18 protein-coding genes are annotated in these 18,216 nt (G+C 63.2%); 12 read left to right on the top strand and 6 right to left on the bottom strand.

From position 1 onward, the window contains the following. The first annotated feature begins 139 nt into the window (after nt 1–139). Genes AC3YMN_RS04985 through AC3YMN_RS04960 form a run of 6 tightly spaced genes read left to right on the top strand, consistent with a single transcriptional unit; the run spans nt 140 to nt 5,635 of the window. The gene (locus AC3YMN_RS04985; RefSeq protein ID WP_489889130.1) at nt 140–640 is read left to right on the top strand and encodes an acyltransferase; all 501 of its coding nucleotides are present in this window, start codon (nt 140–142) and stop codon (nt 638–640) included. Continuing rightward, nucleotides 637–1,674, top strand: coding sequence for a Gfo/Idh/MocA family protein (locus AC3YMN_RS04980; RefSeq protein ID WP_489889129.1), 1,038 nt, complete (start codon nt 637–639; stop codon nt 1,672–1,674). The genes AC3YMN_RS04985 and AC3YMN_RS04980 overlap by 4 nt, the downstream gene beginning before the upstream one ends. Then, a complete protein-coding gene (locus AC3YMN_RS04975) occupies nt 1,671–2,774 on the top strand; it encodes a DegT/DnrJ/EryC1/StrS family aminotransferase (protein ID WP_172123518.1) in 1,104 nt (367 codons plus the stop codon). Before AC3YMN_RS04980 ends, AC3YMN_RS04975 begins: the two co-directional genes overlap by 4 nt. Beyond that, on the top strand, nt 2,764–3,480 hold the full coding sequence (locus AC3YMN_RS04970) for an acyltransferase (protein WP_489889204.1): 717 nt from the start codon (nt 2,764–2,766) through the stop codon (nt 3,478–3,480). The genes AC3YMN_RS04975 and AC3YMN_RS04970 overlap by 11 nt, the downstream gene beginning before the upstream one ends. Then, nucleotides 3,480–4,454 (top strand): NAD-dependent epimerase/dehydratase family protein, encoded by a 975-nt coding sequence (locus tag AC3YMN_RS04965; RefSeq protein WP_127753373.1) that lies wholly within the window; start codon nt 3,480–3,482, stop codon nt 4,452–4,454. The genes AC3YMN_RS04970 and AC3YMN_RS04965 overlap by 1 nt, the downstream gene beginning before the upstream one ends. Continuing rightward, nucleotides 4,451–5,635 carry a DegT/DnrJ/EryC1/StrS family aminotransferase gene (locus tag AC3YMN_RS04960; RefSeq protein WP_489889128.1) on the top strand — a complete coding sequence of 395 codons (1,185 nt, stop codon included), beginning with the start codon at nt 4,451–4,453 and terminating at the stop codon, nt 5,633–5,635. The genes AC3YMN_RS04965 and AC3YMN_RS04960 overlap by 4 nt, the downstream gene beginning before the upstream one ends. Here AC3YMN_RS04960 and AC3YMN_RS04955 read toward each other — a convergent pair. Next, complete coding sequence (locus AC3YMN_RS04955) at nt 5,632–7,188, bottom strand: O-antigen translocase (protein WP_489889203.1); 1,557 nt, start codon at nt 7,186–7,188, stop codon at nt 5,632–5,634. The genes AC3YMN_RS04960 and AC3YMN_RS04955 overlap by 4 nt on opposite strands. 897 nt (nt 7,189–8,085) lie before the next feature. Here AC3YMN_RS04955 and AC3YMN_RS04950 point away from each other — a divergent pair. Both AC3YMN_RS04950 and AC3YMN_RS04945 read left to right on the top strand, forming a co-directional pair. Further along, nucleotides 8,086–8,880: a response regulator transcription factor gene (locus AC3YMN_RS04950; protein WP_127753376.1), complete on the top strand. Its 795-nt coding sequence runs from the start codon at nt 8,086–8,088 to the stop codon at nt 8,878–8,880. 359 nt (nt 8,881–9,239) lie between these two features. Next, nucleotides 9,240–9,848 (top strand): AfsR/SARP family transcriptional regulator, encoded by a 609-nt coding sequence (locus AC3YMN_RS04945; protein WP_164854832.1) that lies wholly within the window; start codon nt 9,240–9,242, stop codon nt 9,846–9,848. Here AC3YMN_RS04945 and lhgO read toward each other — a convergent pair. Then, nucleotides 9,845–11,041, bottom strand: a complete 1,197-nt coding sequence (gene lhgO, locus AC3YMN_RS04940; protein ID WP_489889127.1) for an L-2-hydroxyglutarate oxidase — start codon at nt 11,039–11,041, stop codon at nt 9,845–9,847. The genes AC3YMN_RS04945 and lhgO overlap by 4 nt on opposite strands. A gap of 221 nt (nt 11,042–11,262) precedes the next feature. On the opposite strand from lhgO, the gene AC3YMN_RS04935 reads away from it, so the two are divergent. Continuing rightward, nucleotides 11,263–11,859 carry an NADPH-dependent F420 reductase gene (locus AC3YMN_RS04935; RefSeq protein ID WP_489889126.1) on the top strand — a complete coding sequence of 199 codons (597 nt, stop codon included), beginning with the start codon at nt 11,263–11,265 and terminating at the stop codon, nt 11,857–11,859. A gap of 8 nt (nt 11,860–11,867) precedes the next feature. On the opposite strand, the gene AC3YMN_RS04930 is transcribed toward AC3YMN_RS04935, so the two are convergent. Next, nucleotides 11,868–12,461: an SOS response-associated peptidase gene (locus tag AC3YMN_RS04930; protein ID WP_489889125.1), complete on the bottom strand. Its 594-nt coding sequence runs from the start codon at nt 12,459–12,461 to the stop codon at nt 11,868–11,870. Between the two features lie 126 nt (nt 12,462–12,587). Here AC3YMN_RS04930 and AC3YMN_RS04925 point away from each other — a divergent pair, with 126 nt between their 5' ends. Both AC3YMN_RS04925 and AC3YMN_RS04920 read left to right on the top strand, forming a co-directional pair. After that, nucleotides 12,588–12,893 carry a hypothetical protein gene (locus tag AC3YMN_RS04925; RefSeq protein WP_489889124.1) on the top strand — a complete coding sequence of 102 codons (306 nt, stop codon included), beginning with the start codon at nt 12,588–12,590 and terminating at the stop codon, nt 12,891–12,893. Nucleotides 12,894–13,376: 483 nt separating this feature from the next. Further along, nucleotides 13,377–14,594 carry an MFS transporter gene (locus tag AC3YMN_RS04920; protein ID WP_489889123.1) on the top strand — a complete coding sequence of 406 codons (1,218 nt, stop codon included), beginning with the start codon at nt 13,377–13,379 and terminating at the stop codon, nt 14,592–14,594. Between the two features lie 5 nt (nt 14,595–14,599). On the opposite strand, the gene AC3YMN_RS04915 is transcribed toward AC3YMN_RS04920, so the two are convergent. The 3 genes from AC3YMN_RS04915 to AC3YMN_RS04905 form a co-directional block, all read right to left on the bottom strand. Further along, nucleotides 14,600–15,163, bottom strand: coding sequence for an NAD(P)H-dependent oxidoreductase (locus AC3YMN_RS04915; RefSeq protein WP_489889122.1), 564 nt, complete (start codon nt 15,161–15,163; stop codon nt 14,600–14,602). A gap of 85 nt (nt 15,164–15,248) precedes the next feature. Continuing rightward, a complete protein-coding gene (locus tag AC3YMN_RS04910) occupies nt 15,249–15,758 on the bottom strand; it encodes a 3'-5' exonuclease (protein WP_489889121.1) in 510 nt (169 codons plus the stop codon). 3 nt (nt 15,759–15,761) lie between these two features. Next, nucleotides 15,762–17,060, bottom strand: a complete 1,299-nt coding sequence (locus tag AC3YMN_RS04905; protein WP_489889120.1) for a mechanosensitive ion channel family protein — start codon at nt 17,058–17,060, stop codon at nt 15,762–15,764. Nucleotides 17,061–17,168: 108 nt separating this feature from the next. On the opposite strand from AC3YMN_RS04905, the gene uvsE reads away from it, so the two are divergent. Continuing rightward, nucleotides 17,169–18,206, top strand: coding sequence for a UV DNA damage repair endonuclease UvsE (gene uvsE / locus AC3YMN_RS04900; protein ID WP_489889119.1), 1,038 nt, complete (start codon nt 17,169–17,171; stop codon nt 18,204–18,206). Nucleotides 18,207–18,216 lie beyond the last annotated feature (10 nt).

The following is an 18,216-nucleotide window of genomic DNA, read 5'->3' as shown; positions in this document are numbered from 1 at the left end:
CGCTGCCCGGAAAGGCAGCTAACTCGCTAGCTCGATTAGCAAATTGCCCCTCGCCCAGGGATCGCTAGCTTTGCCGGAAGTCGAGCACTGCGCGCAGCAATCACTGCCTTCACCCGCTCGCCATCTCAGGGGTAACCACATGCTGACGCGCGTCCAGCTCGAAGACGGGGTGATTATCCGACAACCCGATCTGGTCAATCTTTACGACTGCTGCATCGGTGCCGGCACCCGCATCGGCGCTTTTGTCGAGATTCAGAAAAACGCGGTCGTGGGCCGCAACTGCAAGATCTCGAGCCACAGCTTCCTCTGCGAAGGCGTCACCATCGATGACGGCGTGTTCATCGGCCACGGCGTGATGTTCACCAATGATCTCTTCCCCCGGGCCACCACCGCCACCGGCGAGCCGCAGGAAGGCGATGACTGGACGGTCGTACCCACTTTCGTGCGGCGCAACGCCTCCATCGGCAGCAATGCCACCATTCTCGCCGGCATCACCATTGGGGAAGGCGCCATGGTCGGCGCCGGCGCCGTGGTGACCCGCGATGTTCCCGCCGGAGCGGTGGTGGCGGGCGTGCCTGCGCGCCCCCTCGCCGCCTCCGCGCAACCCGCCCAACTGGATACCGGAAGGCTGCAACAATGATCGGCGTCGGCGTTATTGGCTATGGCTATTGGGGTCCCAACCTCGTTCGCAACTTCTCGGATATCCCCAGTGTCGATCTGCGCTGGGTATGCGACCTGCAGACCGAGAGGCTGGCCCGCCTGCGCCTGCGCTATCCGGCGGTCAGCATCACGGAAGATCTCAACGATGTGCTCTCCGATCCCAAGGTGGATGCCGTAGCTATCGCCACCCCCGTTTCCACCCATTTCGATCTGGCCATGCGTGCCCTGCGCGCCGGCAAGAGCGTCTTTGTCGAAAAGCCGATCACCGCCACCGCCGAACAGGCGGAGCGCCTTATCGAGGAAGCCGACCGGCGCGGCCTCGTCGTCGCGGTCGATCACACCTTCATCCACACCGGCGCCGTCAAGAAGCTCCGCGAAGTCATCCAGAAGGATCTGGGCCAGGTCTACTACTACGACTCCGTCCGCGTGAACCTGGGCCTCTTTCAGCACGACGTCAGTGTGGTCTGGGACCTCGCGGTCCACGATCTCTCGATCATGGATTACGTACTGGGCGTACATCCCCGTGCCGTTTCGGCCACCGGCATCGCCCATATCGCCGGCTCACCCGAAAACATGGCCTATCTCAACCTGCATTTCGACACGACGCTGATGGCCCATATCCACGTCAACTGGCTGGCCCCGGTCAAGGTGCGCCGAACCCTGGTGGGCGGCAGCAACAAGATGGTGGTCTACGACGATCTCGAGCCCAGCGAGAAGATCAAGGTCTATGACAGCGGCATCACGCTCGACCCCATGGCCCCTCGCGCCGGCGAGCAAAAGCAGCAGATGCGCATCGGCTACCGCGCGGGCGACATGTTCGCCCCCAAGCTCGACATCACCGAGGCGCTGGGCTCCGAACTCGCCGAATTCATCGCCTGCGTACAGCGCGGCACCAGCCCTACTGCTGATGGCGTCGCGGGCCTGCGCGTCGTCCGCATTCTTGAAGCTGCAACCCGCTCCATGGCGCAAGGCGGGTCTGTGATCGAACTTGCCCCCCAACGAGTGCTGGCATGATCCCCTTTCTCAACCTGCGCGCGCAATACGCCGCCATTCAGCCCCAGATCGAAGCCGCCGCTCTTGGCGTCCTGCGCTCCACCCAATATGTGCTGGGCGCCGAGGTGGAGGCGTTCGAGGAAGAGTTCGCCGCCTATTGCGGCACCCGCCACGCCATCGCGGTCAATACCGGCACCAGCGCTCTGCAGTTGGCGCTGCTGGCCGCCGGCATCAAGGCCGGCGACGAAGTGATCACCACGCCGTTCACCTTCGTGGCCACCGCCGCCGCCATCCGCTATATCGGCGCCCGCCCTGTCTTTGTGGATATCGATCCACGCACCTTCTGCATCGATCCCAATCTCATCGAGCGGGCAATTACGCCCCGCACCCGCGCGATCATGCCGGTCCATCTCTACGGCCAGATGGCCGATATGGACGCCATTGGCATGGTCGCCGCCAAGCATGGCCTTGCGGTCATCGAGGACGCTTGTCAGGCCCACGGCGCCACCACCGAGGGACAACGCGCCGGCAGCTTTGGCCTTTCCGGCTGCTTCAGCTTTTATCCCGGCAAGAACCTGGGCGCCTGCGGCGAAGGCGGCATCGTTGTCACCAGCAATGACCAGCAGGCCCGTCTCATCCGGATGCTGCGCGACTGGGGCCAGGACCGGCGCTATCACCACGTGCTCGAAGGCTACAACTTCCGCATGGATGCCATTCAGGGCGCGGTGCTGCGCGTAAAACTGCGCGAGCTCGAGAACTGGACCGAAGCGCGCCGGGCCTGCGCCGGCGAATACAAGCAGCTGCTGGCCGGCGGCCCAGTGGAGCTCCCCTACGAAGCGCCGGGCCGCCGCCATGTCTGGCACATCTTCGCCATCCGCACCCGCGACCGCGATGGCCTGCGCGAAATGCTCGCCCGCGATGGCGTCGAGACCGGGCTCCACTACCCCGTCCCGGTGCATCTGCAGCCCAGCTATGTCGATCTGGGCCACGCGCCCGGCGACTTCCCCCAGGCCGAGGCGGCCGCCGCCACCGTCCTGTCCTTGCCCATCTACCCCGAACTCAGCACCCAGGAAGTCGAGATCATCTCCGATCTGGTGCGTCAGGATGCCTATGTCCATTGAAATGGTGGATACCCCGCGCATCGCCCGCTCGGTGCATGGCCGCCGCGAGATTGAGCCCGGTCCCACCTTTGAAGACGGCATGGTCGGCTGGCTGCGCCAGCACTACCCGGCCTCAGCCGTACGCGACCTTTATGGCCGCTTCGCCGTTGGCGATGGCGACCTCGACGCCTTGATGCGCCAATTTGTCTGGCGCAGCGCTGCCAGGCGCTGCGGGCCGGGGCTGCAGGTCGGCAGTCAGGCCGGCTTCAAGCATATCGAGACCTTCGAGATTGGCGCCAATGTCTTCATCGGCGCTGGCGCCTACATCCAGGGCCGGTTCGATGGCACCTGCATCATTGGCGACAAGGTCTGGATCGGCCCCCAGGCCTATTTCGACGCTCGCAATCTCGTCATCGGCGATTATGTCGGCTGGGGCCCCGGCGCCAAGCTGCTGGGCTCCCAGCACACCGGCCTGCCCGTTTCCGAGCCCATCATCGCCACCGATCTCGACATCCGCCCCGTGCGTATCGGCGCCGGCGCCGATATCGGCACCAATGCCACCATCCTGCCCGGCGTCACCATCGGGGAAGGCGCCATCATCGGCGCCGGCGCCGTGGTGACCACCGATATTCCCGCTTATGCGGTCGCCGCGGGTGTCCCCGCCCGCGTGCTGCGCTGGCGTAAGGACGACGACATCGTCCAAAACCCCAATCAAGGAGCGTCCTAATGCAAGGCAAACGGGTACTGATCACGGGCGGAGCCGGCCTTATCGGCTCCCATATTGCCGATCTGGTCGCCGACCAATCTCCCGCCGAAATCGTCATCCTCGACAATTTCGTGCGCGGCCGTATGGAAAACCTTGCTGCAGCGCAAGCCAAGGCGCCCATCCGGATCATCGAGGGCGACATCCGCGACATCGCCCTGGTCCATGCCAGCATGGCGGGGATCGACACGCTCTTTCACCAGTCCGCCATCCGCATCACCCAATGCGCCGAAGACCCGCGGCTCGCCCATGATGTGCTGGCGACCGGTACCTTCAACGTCCTCGAAGCCGCCGTCGCCGCCAAGGTGAGCAAGGTCGTCGCCGCCTCCTCCGCCTCGGTGCTCGGCGCAGCCGATCAGTTCCCCACCACCGAGCTGCACCACCCCTACAACAACCGCACCATCTATGGCGCCGCCAAAACCTACAACGAAGCGCTGCTGCGCAGCTTCAACGAGATGTATGGCCTGCCCTATGTCGCGCTGCGCTATTTCAACGTCTACGGCCCGCGCATGGATGTCTATGGCGCCTATACCGAGGTGCTGATCCGCTGGATGGAGCGCATCGCCAATGGCCTGCCGCCCATCATCATGGGCGATGGCACCCAGACCATGGATTTCGTACATGTGCGCGACATCGCCCGCGCCAATGTTCTGGCCGCCGCAGCGCCCGCCAGCGATACCGTCTACAACGTAGCGAGCGGCACTGAAACGAGCCTCGCCGAGCTGGCCCGCACCCTCCTCGATGTCATGGGCTCGTCCTTGGCGCCAATCCATGAACCCGCCCGCAAGGTCAATCCCGTGGCCCGCCGCCTCGCTTCAACCGAGAAAGCGGCCCGCGAGCTGGGCTTCACCGCCGAAATCTCGATGAAGGAAGGCCTGCGCGATCTCGTCGCCTGGTGGCAGGCGAGCCGCGGCCTTGTCAGGAGCGATGTAGCATGACCGCCATTCGCCCCCAGCTTCCCGTCGCCAAGCCCGTGCTCGATGAACGCGAGGTCGAAGCCGCCCGCCGCGTGATCCTGTCCGGCTGGGTGACCCAGGGCCCCGAAGTCGCCCAGTTCGAACAGGAGTTCGCCGCCTATGTTGGCGCCCCCCATGCCTGTGCCCTCTCCAACTGCACCACGGCGCTGCACCTGGCGCTCATGGCCGTTGGCGTCGCCGCCGGCGACGAGGTGATCACCGTCAGCCATTCATTCATCGCCACCGCCAACGCCGTCCGCTATTGCGGCGCGACCCCGGTCTTTGTCGACATCGCGCCCGGCACCTTCAACATCGATCCCGATCGCATCGCCGCCGCCATCACGCCGCGCACCCGCGCCATCCTCGTCGTGCACCAGCTCGGCATGCCTTGCGATCTCGCTGCGATCCTCGCCATTGCCCGTGAGCATAATCTCAAGGTGGTCGAAGACGCCGCCTGCGCCACCGGTAGCGAAATCCTCTGGAACGGATCTTGGGAGCGGATCGGCCGCCCGCATGGCGACGTCGCCTGCTTTTCCTTCCATCCCCGCAAGGTGGTGACCACCGGCGACGGCGGTATGTTGACCACAGCCAACCCCGACTATGACCGGGCCTTCCGCCATTTGCGCCAACATGCCATGTCGGTGCCCGACACCGTCCGCCACGGCGCCCGCCAGGTGATCTTCGAGAGCTATACCGAGGTCGGATACAACTACCGCATGACGGACCTGCAGGCCGCAATTGGCCGCGTCCAGCTCGAGCGTCTCCCAGGCATCATCGCTGATCGCCGGCGTCTTGCGGCTCTCTACACAAGCTTGCTCTCGCCCATCCCCGGTCTGCAACCACCGGTTGAACCAGCCTGGACGCGCAGTAACTGGCAGAGCTATTGCGTCACCCTGCCCACCCATGCCGATCAGTTGGCTGTTATGCAGGCCCTGCTCGATCGCGGCATCTCTGCCCGGCGCGCCGTGATGAACTCCCATCTCGAGCCCGCCTATGCCGGCAAGAACCTCCATCGGCAGGCCGGCTCGCTCGAGCACTCCGAGCAGGCCCAGCGCACCGGGATCATGCTGCCGCTCTTTGCGCAGATGAGTGAAGACGATGTTCGCTTCGTTGTTGCGGAACTCGCCCAGGTTCTCGAGCAGGTTCCCGAACTCGCGTCCTAAACTCCATCAACAGCCGACGCGACCCGCGTCGGCTTCATCCCCAGAGCCAGCCGCACCACTTGGGGCAGCCAGTCGGGAACCCAGCGTTGCGGCACCAGCGCGATTAACTGGCTGAGCGCATACCAACTGGCCCCAGCCGTTGCGACCACCGCCACGGCAAAGCCGGCCCAGAACGGCAGCAGCTCTACGGCCGCCAGCACCAGCCCTGTGAGCCCGACAAAAACCGCCCCCAGCACCAGGTTCTCGCGCGACCAGCGAAAGCCGTAGAGTCCCTGCACCAACCCATAGATCAGCAGGCCGTGCCAGAGATAAAGCCCAACAAAGGCGATGCCGGCACCCGCCAAGCCAACCAGATCCAGCAACAGCCAGGTCAACCCGACCTGCACCGTTGCCGCCGCGAGCTCCGTCCAGAAGAAGATCTGCTGCTTGCCCTTGGCGAGGATAATGAACCCCATCGGCCAGGCTACCACGCGCAACAGCATCCCGAGACAAAACCAGCGTAGCAACGGCACCGCGCCTGCAAATTCTGCCGAGTAAAACACCGCCATCACCAGCGGAGCCAGCGCCAGCGTTGCCAGCAGTCCAGGTCCCGCGAGGAGGAGACTAACCCGCGCCTGCTCGTTGACCATGCGTGTGCTGGCGAGCTGGTCATCGGCAACCGCCGACAGGCGCGGGTAAAAGTCGGTGCCCATCGCCTGAAGGATGAAGCCGACATAAATGCCACCCAGCACCCAGGCCGCCTGGTAGTTGCCGGCGGCATCCACGCCCAGTTCCTGCACCACAAGGATCCGGATAAGAAAGGCCGATCCGGCCATCAGCAACCCGCTAGCCATGAAGGCAAAGCCCAGCATCAACAGCCCCTGGGCCTCGGCACTAAACTCAGGCAGCGAAAGGCTGACCTCAGGCAGAGTGATTTTGCGGCAATACCAAAGCGCCGCAATCCAGGTGGTCGCCGCCACCGCAATCAGCGACGGCACAATGCCGGCCTCCCCGAGCCAATATACCAGCGGAACCGCCACCACCGTGTTGAGCACCGCACCCACCACCGTCATCCTCGCTAGATCCCCGATGCGGCGACTGCCTTGGATGATCGCCATCGGTGCGCCCGCGAGGATCCGCAGCAGCACCGCTACACTCACCAGCATCACCGCGCCCGCATGCGCCGCCGTTCCAAAGGACAAGGTGGCGATCGGAACCGCAAAACCGATCAGCAAAACCATCCCGAGTATACCCAGCAGCAACGAAGCGCGGGCCAGCACTTTGGCCACGCGTGCAACCTTGAGTGCGTCCCCGGTCCCGCTGGCGAGTGCCACCTGCCGCACCCCGCTGGCCTGGATGCCCAACCCGGCAATGCTCGAGCCGAGGTCAATGATCACGTTGAACAGCCCGAACAGCCCCACGCCTGCAGGGCCCAGAAGCACAGCAAGCACTTTGAGACGCACTACGGACATGAGGATATTGATGACCGATGACCCTCCAATGAGGGAGGTTGATTTCAGAATCGCTCCATATCGGGTTTGCGCCCGATCATCCTCACTTGTATCGCTCACCACGGTTCCTGAAATATGCTGCCTTGTCCCATCAGGATTGCCGCCGCCAAGGCCAATGGGCAATCGCCCGAACTTGTGGTGTCGCGGCAATCGCTAGCCCAGAGGATCGGCCGTGCGCCGGTCTGCTAAAACATGTGGACTAGTGGGCCTGCTTCCATACCACCCGCGAGCGAACACTGCGTCGCATCAACTGTCAGTAGCCGCGCAGCCGGCCGCCACATGCCGTCCCAAACTGAGACACTCCCCGCCACATGCGAAGCAGCGGTCCGTCAGTCATCCTGACCTTTCTAGAGAGTTCAATCCATCATTTACTTGCTCATTGATCGCCCAAATCCAGCGGAAGCAAGCAATTTACAAGAAAAGCAGAGATATGATGATTCTTGTCGCCAATATTTTTCCTGTGGCAATTCAGCCGCATCTTGCGCGCAATCTCGCCGACCGCGACGGGGAGACGGGCCGAAAAGCGGCCGCCCAGTAGGAGGTTGTAACAAGCCTTTAACCCTATGGCTCCTCGCCTACCAAGATAACGGCCCACTGGGGAGTTGCCGGAACTCGGCTGCCCGAGCAAACTACTCCGCTTCACGGAACCAGCCTAATTATCTGAAAATGCAAGGGATTGTTCAAGAACGCCAGTTCGGCCCCGCCCCGTGCACAAGAAAATCTCACCCAGTTTGACTCGCTTCGAAGAACTCCCGCCGGAACCCAGAGCAACTCCCCGGAGCGTTTTTCGGCTACTATTTGGGCCTACTAGCCTTACCGCACCCAAAATAATCAACTGCCGAGATACTTTCGCTCGTCTGGCTTGAGCTGCGAGCTTTGTCACGGCTGTGTCACGACGGGTATGTTCCTTGGGAGCGTCCTAAGTTAAATAGGACTAAAAAATCATCAGTTGGGGCAATCATGTTGGAAGTCATCAACCACAAGGAAGAAGGCATCTATGCCTTCTGGCACACGACCCCGTCGCGCGATGCAGAGGGCCGAGACGGAATTCTCATCCTGGCGAACACTGGCGTGACATTCCAGAGTCTGCTCAAGGCCGCTCAGCAGTGCTTCTTGCGCGTCGGGGTAACCCTATCGAGTCAGCTGCCTGAGGACGCCACGGTTCCATACAAGCCGCGGCTGATCCTGCTGGACGCTCTCGCCTTTCGCAATATACCGGGCATGATCTCGCAATGCCGCGAGCGCTACCCGGACTCGCCCATCGCGCTTTTGGTCGAGAATGGCTGGAGCGAGGATCCGGCGCTGCGTGCTGTTGTGGCCGAACGCGCGATCCAGGGCCTTGTGCCCTTCAACCTCCAGATCAATGTCTGGCTAGCTGCAATCTGGCTCCTGCTTAATGGTGGCGAGTATTTTCCGAGCGTCGCCTCCCCTCGCTCAGCCGCGCGGGGCTTTCTGACCCGCCGCAGTCCCTCGAGTGGCCCGGAAGGAGCCACGGGCAGCGACACCGTTGGGGTACTGTCCAACCGGGAAGCCGAAGTGCTTGAGCTGATGTCCGACGGCTATCAGAACAAGATCATCGCGGCCAAGATGGAGCTGTCCGAGCACACGGTGAAAGTGCACGTGCACAACATCATCCGTAAGCTAAAGGTGCATAACCGCACCCAGGCAGCGGCTGTGTTTCGCTCGTTTGATCGACGACCGGGCTATGACACCCCACCAGCCGGCACCATGCCCGCTATCGTACGGACGCTATGAAGGGGCGTTAAAAACCCCTAGCGTGAGTAAATTGAAGTCCAGGCGGCCACGGACAGCAACACCAGTCAATCCGCGCAAACCACTACAATAATAGACTGACTGTTGCCGCGACCCATCCGCTACGATCACCGTCGTAAGGAGGGCCGACGAGTTAGGCGTGTCATAATTGCTAAACTACAGATCGTAAGCCGGAACCCGGGGGGGATATCATGTATGTGATAGACGGCCGAACGGCACAGGTGTCGATTTTTACCTTCGGAAATTGCCATGTGCAATCTTCGGGCAGGTTGATCAATCCACCGTTCAACTTGCTGCGAATTTTGGTCTACATCCTGCTTGAAGGACACGGAAAACCGGTTGTGCGACGGCGTATCGGCGATCTGATCTGGTCGGACAATGGCTCCGAACAGGCCAATGCCGATATCCGCCAAACGGTGGCGCGTATCCGCAAGTTCCAGGACGACAACAACTTCGAGTTGTTTTCTGCCGATCAACAGATGGCCTGGCTTAATCTGGACCAGAACATCTATATCGACTTGGCCGAATTCTTGGATATCGCCGCCAATCCCACCTCCAAGGGCTGCGTGCGGATGTGCGAGATCTATCGGGGGGAACTGCTGGAATCCCTGCGCTCGGCGGGCGAAGGGTTCGAGGAGTGGCTGGCCTTTCAGCGAACTGCCCTGCGTTACGAATTCATCAGTGCGGTCTCCCAGGCCATCGAGCTCGACACCGATCTAACGGCTCAGGAGCGCCATGCCTGTGCCACCCGCTTGCTGCAGATCGACCCATATCATGAGGGCGCCCACCGCGCCTTGATGTATGACGCGGCTGCCAAGGGCCAGTTCTCGTTCGTCAAGCAACTCTTCAATGACTGCAGCAAGCGGCTGCGGGAGGAGCTTGGTGTAGGGCCCGATGACGAAACTGTACGGCTTTACCGCGAACTGATCAGCAGAAGCCCTACCGCCTAGTTCGCCGCTTCGAGCACTTCGCGCGCGATGTGCTCGCCGATCGGCAAGGCCGATGTTGCCGCGGGAGACGGTGCATTGCACACATGCAGCATGCGCTCCCCCCGCAGCAGCAGGAAATCCTGCACCATGGTCCCGTCGCGCCGCACCGCCTGCGCCCTGATGCCCGCCGGCATCGGGGTCAGGTCTTGAAGGGTCAGCGACGGGCAGTACTTGCGGCACGCCTCCAGATAGCGCCGCCGGAACAGGCTATTGGCCATTTCCTCGGCGCCCGCCCGAAAATGGCGGCCCATCGTGCGCCAGAACCCCGGAAACCCCACCGCTGCCGCGATGTCGGGCAGGGAGACCGCGCCCTTGTTGTAGCCCTCGCGCGCCAGGCCCAGCACCGCATTGGGCCCTACGCTCACCCCTCCGCCGATCATCGGCGTCAGGTGAATGCCCAGAAACGGCAAATCGGGGTCGGGCACTGGATAGATCATGGCCCTGACCACCTGGTCGCGCTGGCTGGCGAGCCGGTAGTATTCCCCGCGAAACGGCACGATAGCAAAGTCTACCTCCAGGCCGGCGAGCCGCGCCACTCGGTCCGATTGCAGCCCGGCGCAGGCGACCAACTGCCCGGCCGTGAACGGCACGCCTTCCGCTGACAACTCCACCCAGCGGCCACGCGCCTGAATATAGTCCGCCGTGGTGGATAACCGGATCTCGGCCCCCCCTTCAGCCAACTCGGCCGCCAGCGCCGCAAGGATCTGCTTGTAGTCGACGATTGCCGAACTCCTGACCAGCAAGGCGCCCAAGCCGGTGATATTGGGCTCCATCGCCTCAATACCAGCGCGGTCGAGCAGCTCCACCACAATCCCGTTTTCTTGCGCCCGCTGGTGCAGCTTGGTCAGCCGCTCCTCCTCAAGCGCATTGGTCGCCACGATCAGCTTTCCGCGTTCCTCAAAGGCAATGCCCTGCTCGCGGCAATATTGCTTGGTCCGCGCCATACCCTCCTTGCACAGCCGGGCCTTGAGGCTCCCCGGCGCATAATAAATGCCCGAATGAATCACCCCCGAATTGCGACCTGTCTGGTGCTGCCCAAGGCTGGCTTCCTTTTCCAGCAACACCAGCGTAGCGCCTGGCCGCTTAGCCAGCAGCGCCTTGGCCGTCGCTAGGCCGACAATGCCGCCCCCGATCACACAGAAATCGTAATGCATGCTGCTCGGTCCGCTTTGGCGCGCGATCGCTCGAGGAGGGATGCTCACCACTACGCTCATCCTCGCTCGCCCGCCAAGCCAATCATAGTGATTGCCCGGTTAATCCCGAGCCGGCGCCGCGATGAACCCATCGCGCCGGCTCCGCGTTTATCGCCCTTGCCGACCGCTCACGCCGATCCCATTGTCGGTGCTATCCGGCTCATGCCCCCTGGAGGTTGCCCATGCGTATCGCCGTATTTGGAACTGGTGAGGTCGGTTCGGCCGTTGCTGGCAAGCTCAAATCCCTCGGCCATGACGTCGTGTTCGGTTCGCGCCATCCTCGCGCCGCTCAGGATGGCATCCCCGTCCTCAGCCATTCGGAGGCGGCCGCACACGGCGAATGGGTGGTCAATGCCCTTCACGGCGAAGACGCCATGGCGATCCTGCCGCCCCTGCCCCTTGCCGGCAAGCTCCTGATCGATATCGGCAACTTCCAATCCGTCATCACGGGCCCCCTCACCCATACGCTGGGCGAAAGCTTGCAGGAGGCGCTGCCCGACACCCGTGTGGTCAAGACGCTCAACTTCGTCAGCGCCCAACTGATGGGGGCCCCCGAACGCCTGTCGGCGCCCCACACTATGTTTATTGCGGCCAATGACGCAGGAGCCCGCGCCGCAGTCACCGAACTGCTGCAGGATTTCGGCTGGCGCGACATCCTGGCTCTGGGCGACTTGACCGCCTGCCGGGCCATGGAAAGCCTCGCGCCCATGTGGATCCGGCTCTACGAGACCCTTGGCCATGTTTATTTCAATATCGCCATAGTCCGCGATCCCGTCTGAACGGGGCGCTACTCCGCCCCTTTTCGCACCACCTCTACCTGGAGCGAGCCTGCGGGCAACGGCGCCAGCAGTTCCGATTCCGGCCGTGTCAGGAACAGCCAGGCTGCCCAGTCCTTGGGCCGCAACACGCAAATTTGCCGGTCATGGATCGGTGCTATGTCGGGGCCAGGCTCTGTGGTGAGCATGGTAAAGCTCAGCGCCCCGTCTTCCGCCTCGCTCCACAACCCGGCAATTCCCATCACAGGCGAGTCGTGCAGCGTAAAGCGGTACTTGGTCTTGGGATATTTGCTGCCGGTGAATTCAAAGAACCCGGACAGCACCACGACGCAGCGCCGGGAATCGGCAAAATGCCGGCCATCGGATTTGAAGTTGAACACGGGCCCCGCCTTGGGCCGCGGCGGCGGAAAGCCGAAGCGCATCAGCACCAGTTCCACCCCGTTGCCTGCGGCGCGCAGCACCGGCCCCTCATCGCCGATGCGGATATCATCGGCCCGGATCAGCGCCGCTTCGGGCTCCCCCGCTACGCCCACCTCCAGCGCCGCAATCGCCCGCGCATAGTCCGCCTGGCTGACATGTTGTTCATAGTCGTTGCACATAGCCATGAGCAAACCACGCCGCCTTAACGGGTTCAACTTTTCTGCGCGGCCGTGCTGCCCCTCAAGGGCTGTAACCCTTCAAAACCGGGCCCTCCATCACCATATAAATGGCTGAAAACCGGAGCTAAAAGGATGTTCAACGAAGCCACGTTTCGGCGCCATGCCGAGGAAACCCTGGCCCTGTCAGCCAGGCTCAAGCAGGTCCGGCGCCTGTTCAAGACGGAAGGTGGTCACCTCACCAATGCCGGCCGCGCCATTGTCGCCGAGGGCCTCAAGCAGGGCATGACCACCGCCGATCTGGCCGAACTGCTCGAGGTCAATCCAGCCGTGGTGCGTTACCATGCCCGCCAGCTCGGCCACGCCCTCCAGGGTGAACTGCGCCTGCGCCCGGCCCGCCGCGATCACGCCGATCCCCAGCGCCTGCTCCAAGCAAGCTGACCATTTCGCTCGATCGGGGCCAGGCCCGGCGGCTCCCGGCAAGCGAGGCGGCCGACCAACTTATCCCCGGTGCCAAAAGCTCGGTTATTGTTGCCCCATCTTCATGCGCAACTGCGCGGTCGCGACGAACGGTCGGCATGGGGAGGCCGGATGGCATGGGGGTCGCTCCATGTCCTGTGGTTTAAAGGATGATCTGTGACCCGATTTGAGCCCCCGGGTTTGCTTTCGGCACGGGCTTAAGCCGAGGACGGTCCTTTCCATAGAGTCTCCGGGATAGCATGGGGCAAGGCTTGCTTCACCTATACCCTTTTGCCGGACGACCGGCACCGAGGCGATCCTTGCCCCATGTCGCAGCCGCTGGCCCTTGGCCGAGCGGAGATTTGGCACGTCCGCATTCCCGCCCCGCAAATAAATTGATCGCCATTGTCGCGCCCCCGCGGCCCCAATCGTCTATGATCAGGCACAAGCTTGGAGGAGCAGGCGATGGAGCGTGGTTATGGTTGGGTGATCGTCGCCGCCGGCGCCGTGATCACCTGTGTGGCGGCGGGCTCGATGTTTGCCCTGCCCGTTTACCTGCAGCCCATGGCCGACGACACCGGCTGGAGCCGCGCCGGCATATCGCTGGCCATGACCATGGGCTTTCTCGTCATGGGCGTGGCGGGCTTTGCCTGGGGCACGATCACCGATCGCATTGGCGCCCGCCCCGTCGTACTCCTGGCTTCGCTCATCTTGGGCTTCGGGCTCCTCGTCGCCAGCCGCGCCCCCAATCTTCTGGTCTTCCAGCTGGCCTATGGCGGGGTCATGGGCGCCTCGATCGGCGCCTTCTTCGCGCCCATCATGGCCACGACGATCGGCTGGTTCAATCAGAACCGCGGCCTTGCCGTGGCGCTGGTGTCGATCGGCGGCGGCGTGGCGCCCATGGTGGTCACCCCGCTCGCCAGCGTTCTCATCACCGCCTATGGCTGGCGCTCGGCCATGCTGCTCACCGCCATTGTTGCCTGGGCCATTCTCCTGCCCACAGCCCTACTGATCCGCCGCGCTCCGGCCGAAGCCCCCGCTTCCGAGCCAACTCAAAACGCTACCAGCACAGCGCCCAAGGGCTCGATCGGCACCGTCCTGCGCACCCCGCAATTCGTCGTCCTCGCCGGCACCTTCTTCCTCTGCTGCGCCGCCCATTCCGGCCCCATCTTCCACACCGTCTCCTACGCCATGCTCTGCGGCGCCTCCTCGCTCGCCGCCGCCAGCATCTATAGCGTCGAGGGCCTCGCCGGCCTCTTCGGGCGCCTGATCTTTGGCCTCCTCGCCGATCGGCTCGGGGTCAAGCGCATCATCATCGGCGGGCTCCTGCTTCAGGCGGCCGGCATCTACACCTATATTTATGTGACGCAGATCACCGATTTCTACATGCTCGCCGCCGTGCTCGGCCTCGCCTATGGCGGCGTCATGCCTCTCTATGCCGTGCTGGCCCGCGACTACTTCCCCGCCCATGTCATGGGCACGGTTCTGGGCGGCATCACCATGACCTCCAGCATCGGCATGGCCTTCGGGCCCATTGGCGGCGGCTGGATCTTCGATACCTTCGGCGATTACCACTGGCTCTATATCGCCTCCGCCCTGATCGGGCTTGCAGCGGCAGCCGTCGCCCTCGCCTTCCCGCGACCGAGCCAACCCTCCGGGAACCTCGAGCCGATGCCGGCCTGAGGGAGCTAAACGGCGCGGCGCACCTGCTCGAGATATTTCTCCCGCTGCGCCGCGCTCGAAGTCTTGATCCCCCCGAACCGGGTGACCTTGACCGGCCGAATCCCACAAAACTGCAGCACCGCGTTCTTGACCGTCGCCACATCGCTGTTGCGATAGGCCAGCAGCAGATAGATCGTCGGACCATCCGAAGTGGTGAAGAGCTGCGCGTCGCGCCCCTTCAGCAGCTTGTCCCAGAAAGGGTCATTCTCGTGGTAGCTGAAGGCCTGCCCCGGCAGGATCGCTCGGTCGAAAAACCCCTTGAGCAGCGCTGGCACCGATCCCCACCACACCGGATAAAACAGCACGATCCGTTCGCACCATTCGATATTCTCCTGCGCGGCCTTTAGGTCAGGCTCGAGCTCCTGGATCACCTCATAGCCGTGCCACAAAATGGGATCGAACTTGAGCTCCCCCAGATTGTGCCGGCGTACCTCATGCCCCTTGGCCTCTGCCGCCGCCTGGTAGGCATCTGCCAGCGCACCATTGAAACTCTCCACGTCGGGGTGTCCGAGAACAAGATAGATGCGCATGGCGGCCCTCCGATTTTTGGCATTGCCCGATCCTGCCGGGCCGTCTGCTGCCAGTGTTGATCAGCCAACTCCCTCGCGCAACCGCTCAGGCCATGCCCAGCACCTTGCGCCATATCTGCCATTCGCGCCGGGCATCCTCCTGCGCCCGGTGGGCCACTGGCTGACTGTCCGCTTCCGCCCGCGCCGCTTCGATCACCGCCTGTGCCTCATCGGGCCCCAGTCCTCGACTTGCCGCGGCCTCAGCAAAGGCCAGGTCCGTTGCTTCCAGCCGCACCAGATGCCGTGGATGCCCTGCCGCTCGCAGCAACATGCTCAGCCAATGCCCATCCCAGGATGGGGCGCTGGCAAACACGCGGTTGCCATCCCAAAGTTGCAGCACCCGCTCGCAGGCTTCCGTCGCCTCAACACCCTTATCCACCAGCTCTTCCCGCGTGATATGATGGATAGCCTCGGCACCCGGATCCCAATCGGTCCATCCCGGTGCCGGTTTGATCAGGAGGCTTTCGCCGCTGCCGTCTTCCCGCACCCAGCCCACTTCGATTGGATAGCTCTGTTTTTCCAGCGATGATGCCTCGAAGTCGAGAAATACGAGCACGAGTTACACTTCCTTTTCGAGGCGCAACGGGGTCTTGAACCGCACATCATGCTGCGGGAACGGGATCTCGATCCCTTCAACCTTGAACGCGTCCCACAGCGCCAGCAGCACTTGCCCGCGCACATTGGTCAGCCCGTTTTGTGGGTCGTTGATCCAGAACCGCAATTTGAAGTCCAGCGACGATGCTCCGAACGCGGTCATCCAGCACACCGGCTCCTTGAAGGCGCTCACCCGCTCGACCCCCCGGGCAGCGGCAATGGCCACGGCCGTGACATGATGGGGATCGGATTGGTAACTGACGCCGAACTCCACATCGATGCGCACATTCTGGTCCGAATAGCTCCAGTTGATCACCTGCTGGGTAATGAAATCCTCGTTCGGGATCAGGTATTTGCGCCCATCCCGCGTCACCACCGACACAAAGCGCGCCCGCAATTCGGTGATCCAGCCAAAGGTCTCGCCCACCTCGATCGTGTCGCCCGGCTTCACCGAGCGATCAAGGAGGATCAGGATGCCCGAGATGAAGTTGGACACGACCTTCTGCAGGCCAAAGCCGATGCCAACACCGACAGCGCCCGAAATCACCGTCAGGGCCGTCAGGTCCACCCCGGTCGCTGTGAGCGCAAAGGCGCCCGCCCCGATCACCAGCACAATGCGGATCAGCTTGGACAACAGCACCTTGCCCGAAGCCGACATATCATCGGCGCGCGCAATTCGGCCCTCGATCACATGGCTGATAAACAGCGCCAGCCACACGACCCCCGTGACCACCAGTGCCGCGCGGATCACCAGCAGCGCCGAAATGCGCACCTCGCCGATGCTGAACGCCAGATGGTCGAGCGCTTGAGCCACGGGCGTGCCGATCCCTAGCACCAGCACGGCCACATAGATCCAGCCGATCGCCGCCACCACCTGGGCCAAACTCCGATTGCGGATCAGCCGCGTGAGCACCGAAAGCACCAGCCAGGCCGCCGACAGCAGCAGCACGCTCGCCAGCAGCGCATCTGGAACATCAGCCGCGATCATGGTGAGCCGCATCACGAACAGGGCGACCACAAACACCACCCACCGCGAGCGCCGGATCGTGGCAATCACCAGGCGCAGCAAGTCGGGGTTCCCCTTTATGCTCCGGCCCCAGCGCTCCAGCCGCCGCTCCAGCGCCTCGCCGGCAAACCTCGCGATCACCCAAGCCAGGGCGATGAGCACCGCCTGCAGCAGCGTCCACTCGTTCCAGTAGAGCCCAAGGAAATCGCGCACCCAGCGCTCGCCTGCGTTTCCCCACTGCGCCCATTGCTGCGGCATCGTGCCTGGTCCCTCGCCTGCCAGCTTAACGAGGCAGCCGGTGAATGGTTGTCATGCGTCAAGGGAACGCGCCGCCGGGCGCGGCATTCCCTTCTGCGGAGGTACCGGATGGACAATTTCCCGATGCGCTTGGGCGTACCCGTCAAGATCATGGGCAAGCCCGATCTTAAGAGCAACGATGCCCGGCGCGCCCAGAACGCCCCGCATCTCAAAGTCTCGCTGGGGTACCTCGACGCCATCTTCGATTATCTGGTGGGTCACGGCATCCACATGTACCGCATGAGTTCGGACCTGGCCCCCTATGCCACCCACCCCGACATGCCGCTCTTTCATTCCATGGTGGCGGACAGCCGCGCCGAGCTTGCCGCCACCGGCGCCAAGGCCCGCCAGCTGGGGCTGCGCCTGTCCTTCCATCCCAGTCAGTTCGTGGTCCTCAACAGCCCCGATCCGGAGCTCGTGCGCAAAAGCGTCTGGGACCTGACCTCCCAGGCCGAAATGCTCGACGCGATGGAGCTTGGCCCCGAGGCCGTGCTGGTGATCCATGTCGGCGGCGTTTACGACGACAAGGAGGCCGCCCGCACCCGTTGGGTGGAAACCTGGAAGAGCCTGCCCGAGCCGGTGCAGCGCCGCCTCGTGCTCGAACACGACGACCTGCGTTTCTCGGCGGCCGACGTCTTATGGATCCACCAGCATACCGGCGTGCGGCTGATCTTTGACCACCAGCATTTCTGGTGCCTCAATCCCGAACATGCCGGCCTGCGCGAAACGCTTACTGCCATTCTGCGCACTTGGCCAGATGGCGTGCGCCCAAAGGTGCACTTCTCCTCCACCCGCACAGAGATGCGACAATTGCCGCGCAAGGACAAGAAAACGGGGAAAACCACCATGGTCAATGCCGCGCCGGTCTGGACGGGTCACGCCGATTTCGTCAACCCCTTTGAGTTCGCCACCTTTATGCGCACGGCGGCCGGACTCGACTTTGACGTAATGCTGGAAGCCAAGGTCAAGGACCTGGCGCTGATCCGCCTCCGCCCGGACTTGATCCGCTACGCGCCCGATGTGGCCGAGCGCTTCGGTCTCGTCCAAGCCCTCCAGGCACAACTCGACAGCGAGCAGTCAAGCCTGCTCGAACTCGATCCAGCCTAACAAGGGACTC

The sequence above is a fragment of the Devosia sp. Z11_6 genome (assembly GCF_058133665.1).
The sequence above is the reverse complement of the archived record's forward strand: the minus strand, read 5'-3'. Positions and strand labels throughout refer to the sequence as shown.

Bases quoted from the DNA above. Each gene is read 5' to 3' on its own strand.
- AC3YMN_RS04985 (WP_489889130.1), top strand. From the start codon at position 140: ATGCTGACGCGCGTCCAGCTCGAAGACGGGGTGATTATCCGACAACCC.
- AC3YMN_RS04980 (WP_489889129.1), top strand. From the start codon at position 637: ATGATCGGCGTCGGCGTTATTGGCTATGGCTATTGGGGTCCCAACCTC.
- AC3YMN_RS04975 (WP_172123518.1), top strand. From the start codon at position 1,671: ATGATCCCCTTTCTCAACCTGCGCGCGCAATACGCCGCCATTCAGCCC.
- AC3YMN_RS04970 (WP_489889204.1), top strand. From the start codon at position 2,764: ATGTCCATTGAAATGGTGGATACCCCGCGCATCGCCCGCTCGGTGCAT.
- AC3YMN_RS04965 (WP_127753373.1), top strand. From the start codon at position 3,480: ATGCAAGGCAAACGGGTACTGATCACGGGCGGAGCCGGCCTTATCGGC.
- AC3YMN_RS04960 (WP_489889128.1), top strand. From the start codon at position 4,451: ATGACCGCCATTCGCCCCCAGCTTCCCGTCGCCAAGCCCGTGCTCGAT.
- AC3YMN_RS04950 (WP_127753376.1), top strand. From the start codon at position 8,086: ATGTTGGAAGTCATCAACCACAAGGAAGAAGGCATCTATGCCTTCTGG.
- lhgO (WP_489889127.1), bottom strand. From the start codon at position 11,041: ATGCATTACGATTTCTGTGTGATCGGGGGCGGCATTGTCGGCCTAGCG.
- AC3YMN_RS04935 (WP_489889126.1), top strand. From the start codon at position 11,263: ATGCGTATCGCCGTATTTGGAACTGGTGAGGTCGGTTCGGCCGTTGCT.
- AC3YMN_RS04930 (WP_489889125.1), bottom strand. From the start codon at position 12,461: ATGGCTATGTGCAACGACTATGAACAACATGTCAGCCAGGCGGACTAT.
- AC3YMN_RS04925 (WP_489889124.1), top strand. From the start codon at position 12,588: ATGTTCAACGAAGCCACGTTTCGGCGCCATGCCGAGGAAACCCTGGCC.
- AC3YMN_RS04920 (WP_489889123.1), top strand. From the start codon at position 13,377: ATGGAGCGTGGTTATGGTTGGGTGATCGTCGCCGCCGGCGCCGTGATC.
- AC3YMN_RS04915 (WP_489889122.1), bottom strand. From the start codon at position 15,163: ATGCGCATCTATCTTGTTCTCGGACACCCCGACGTGGAGAGTTTCAAT.
- AC3YMN_RS04905 (WP_489889120.1), bottom strand. From the start codon at position 17,060: ATGCCGCAGCAATGGGCGCAGTGGGGAAACGCAGGCGAGCGCTGGGTG.
- uvsE (WP_489889119.1), top strand. From the start codon at position 17,169: ATGGACAATTTCCCGATGCGCTTGGGCGTACCCGTCAAGATCATGGGC.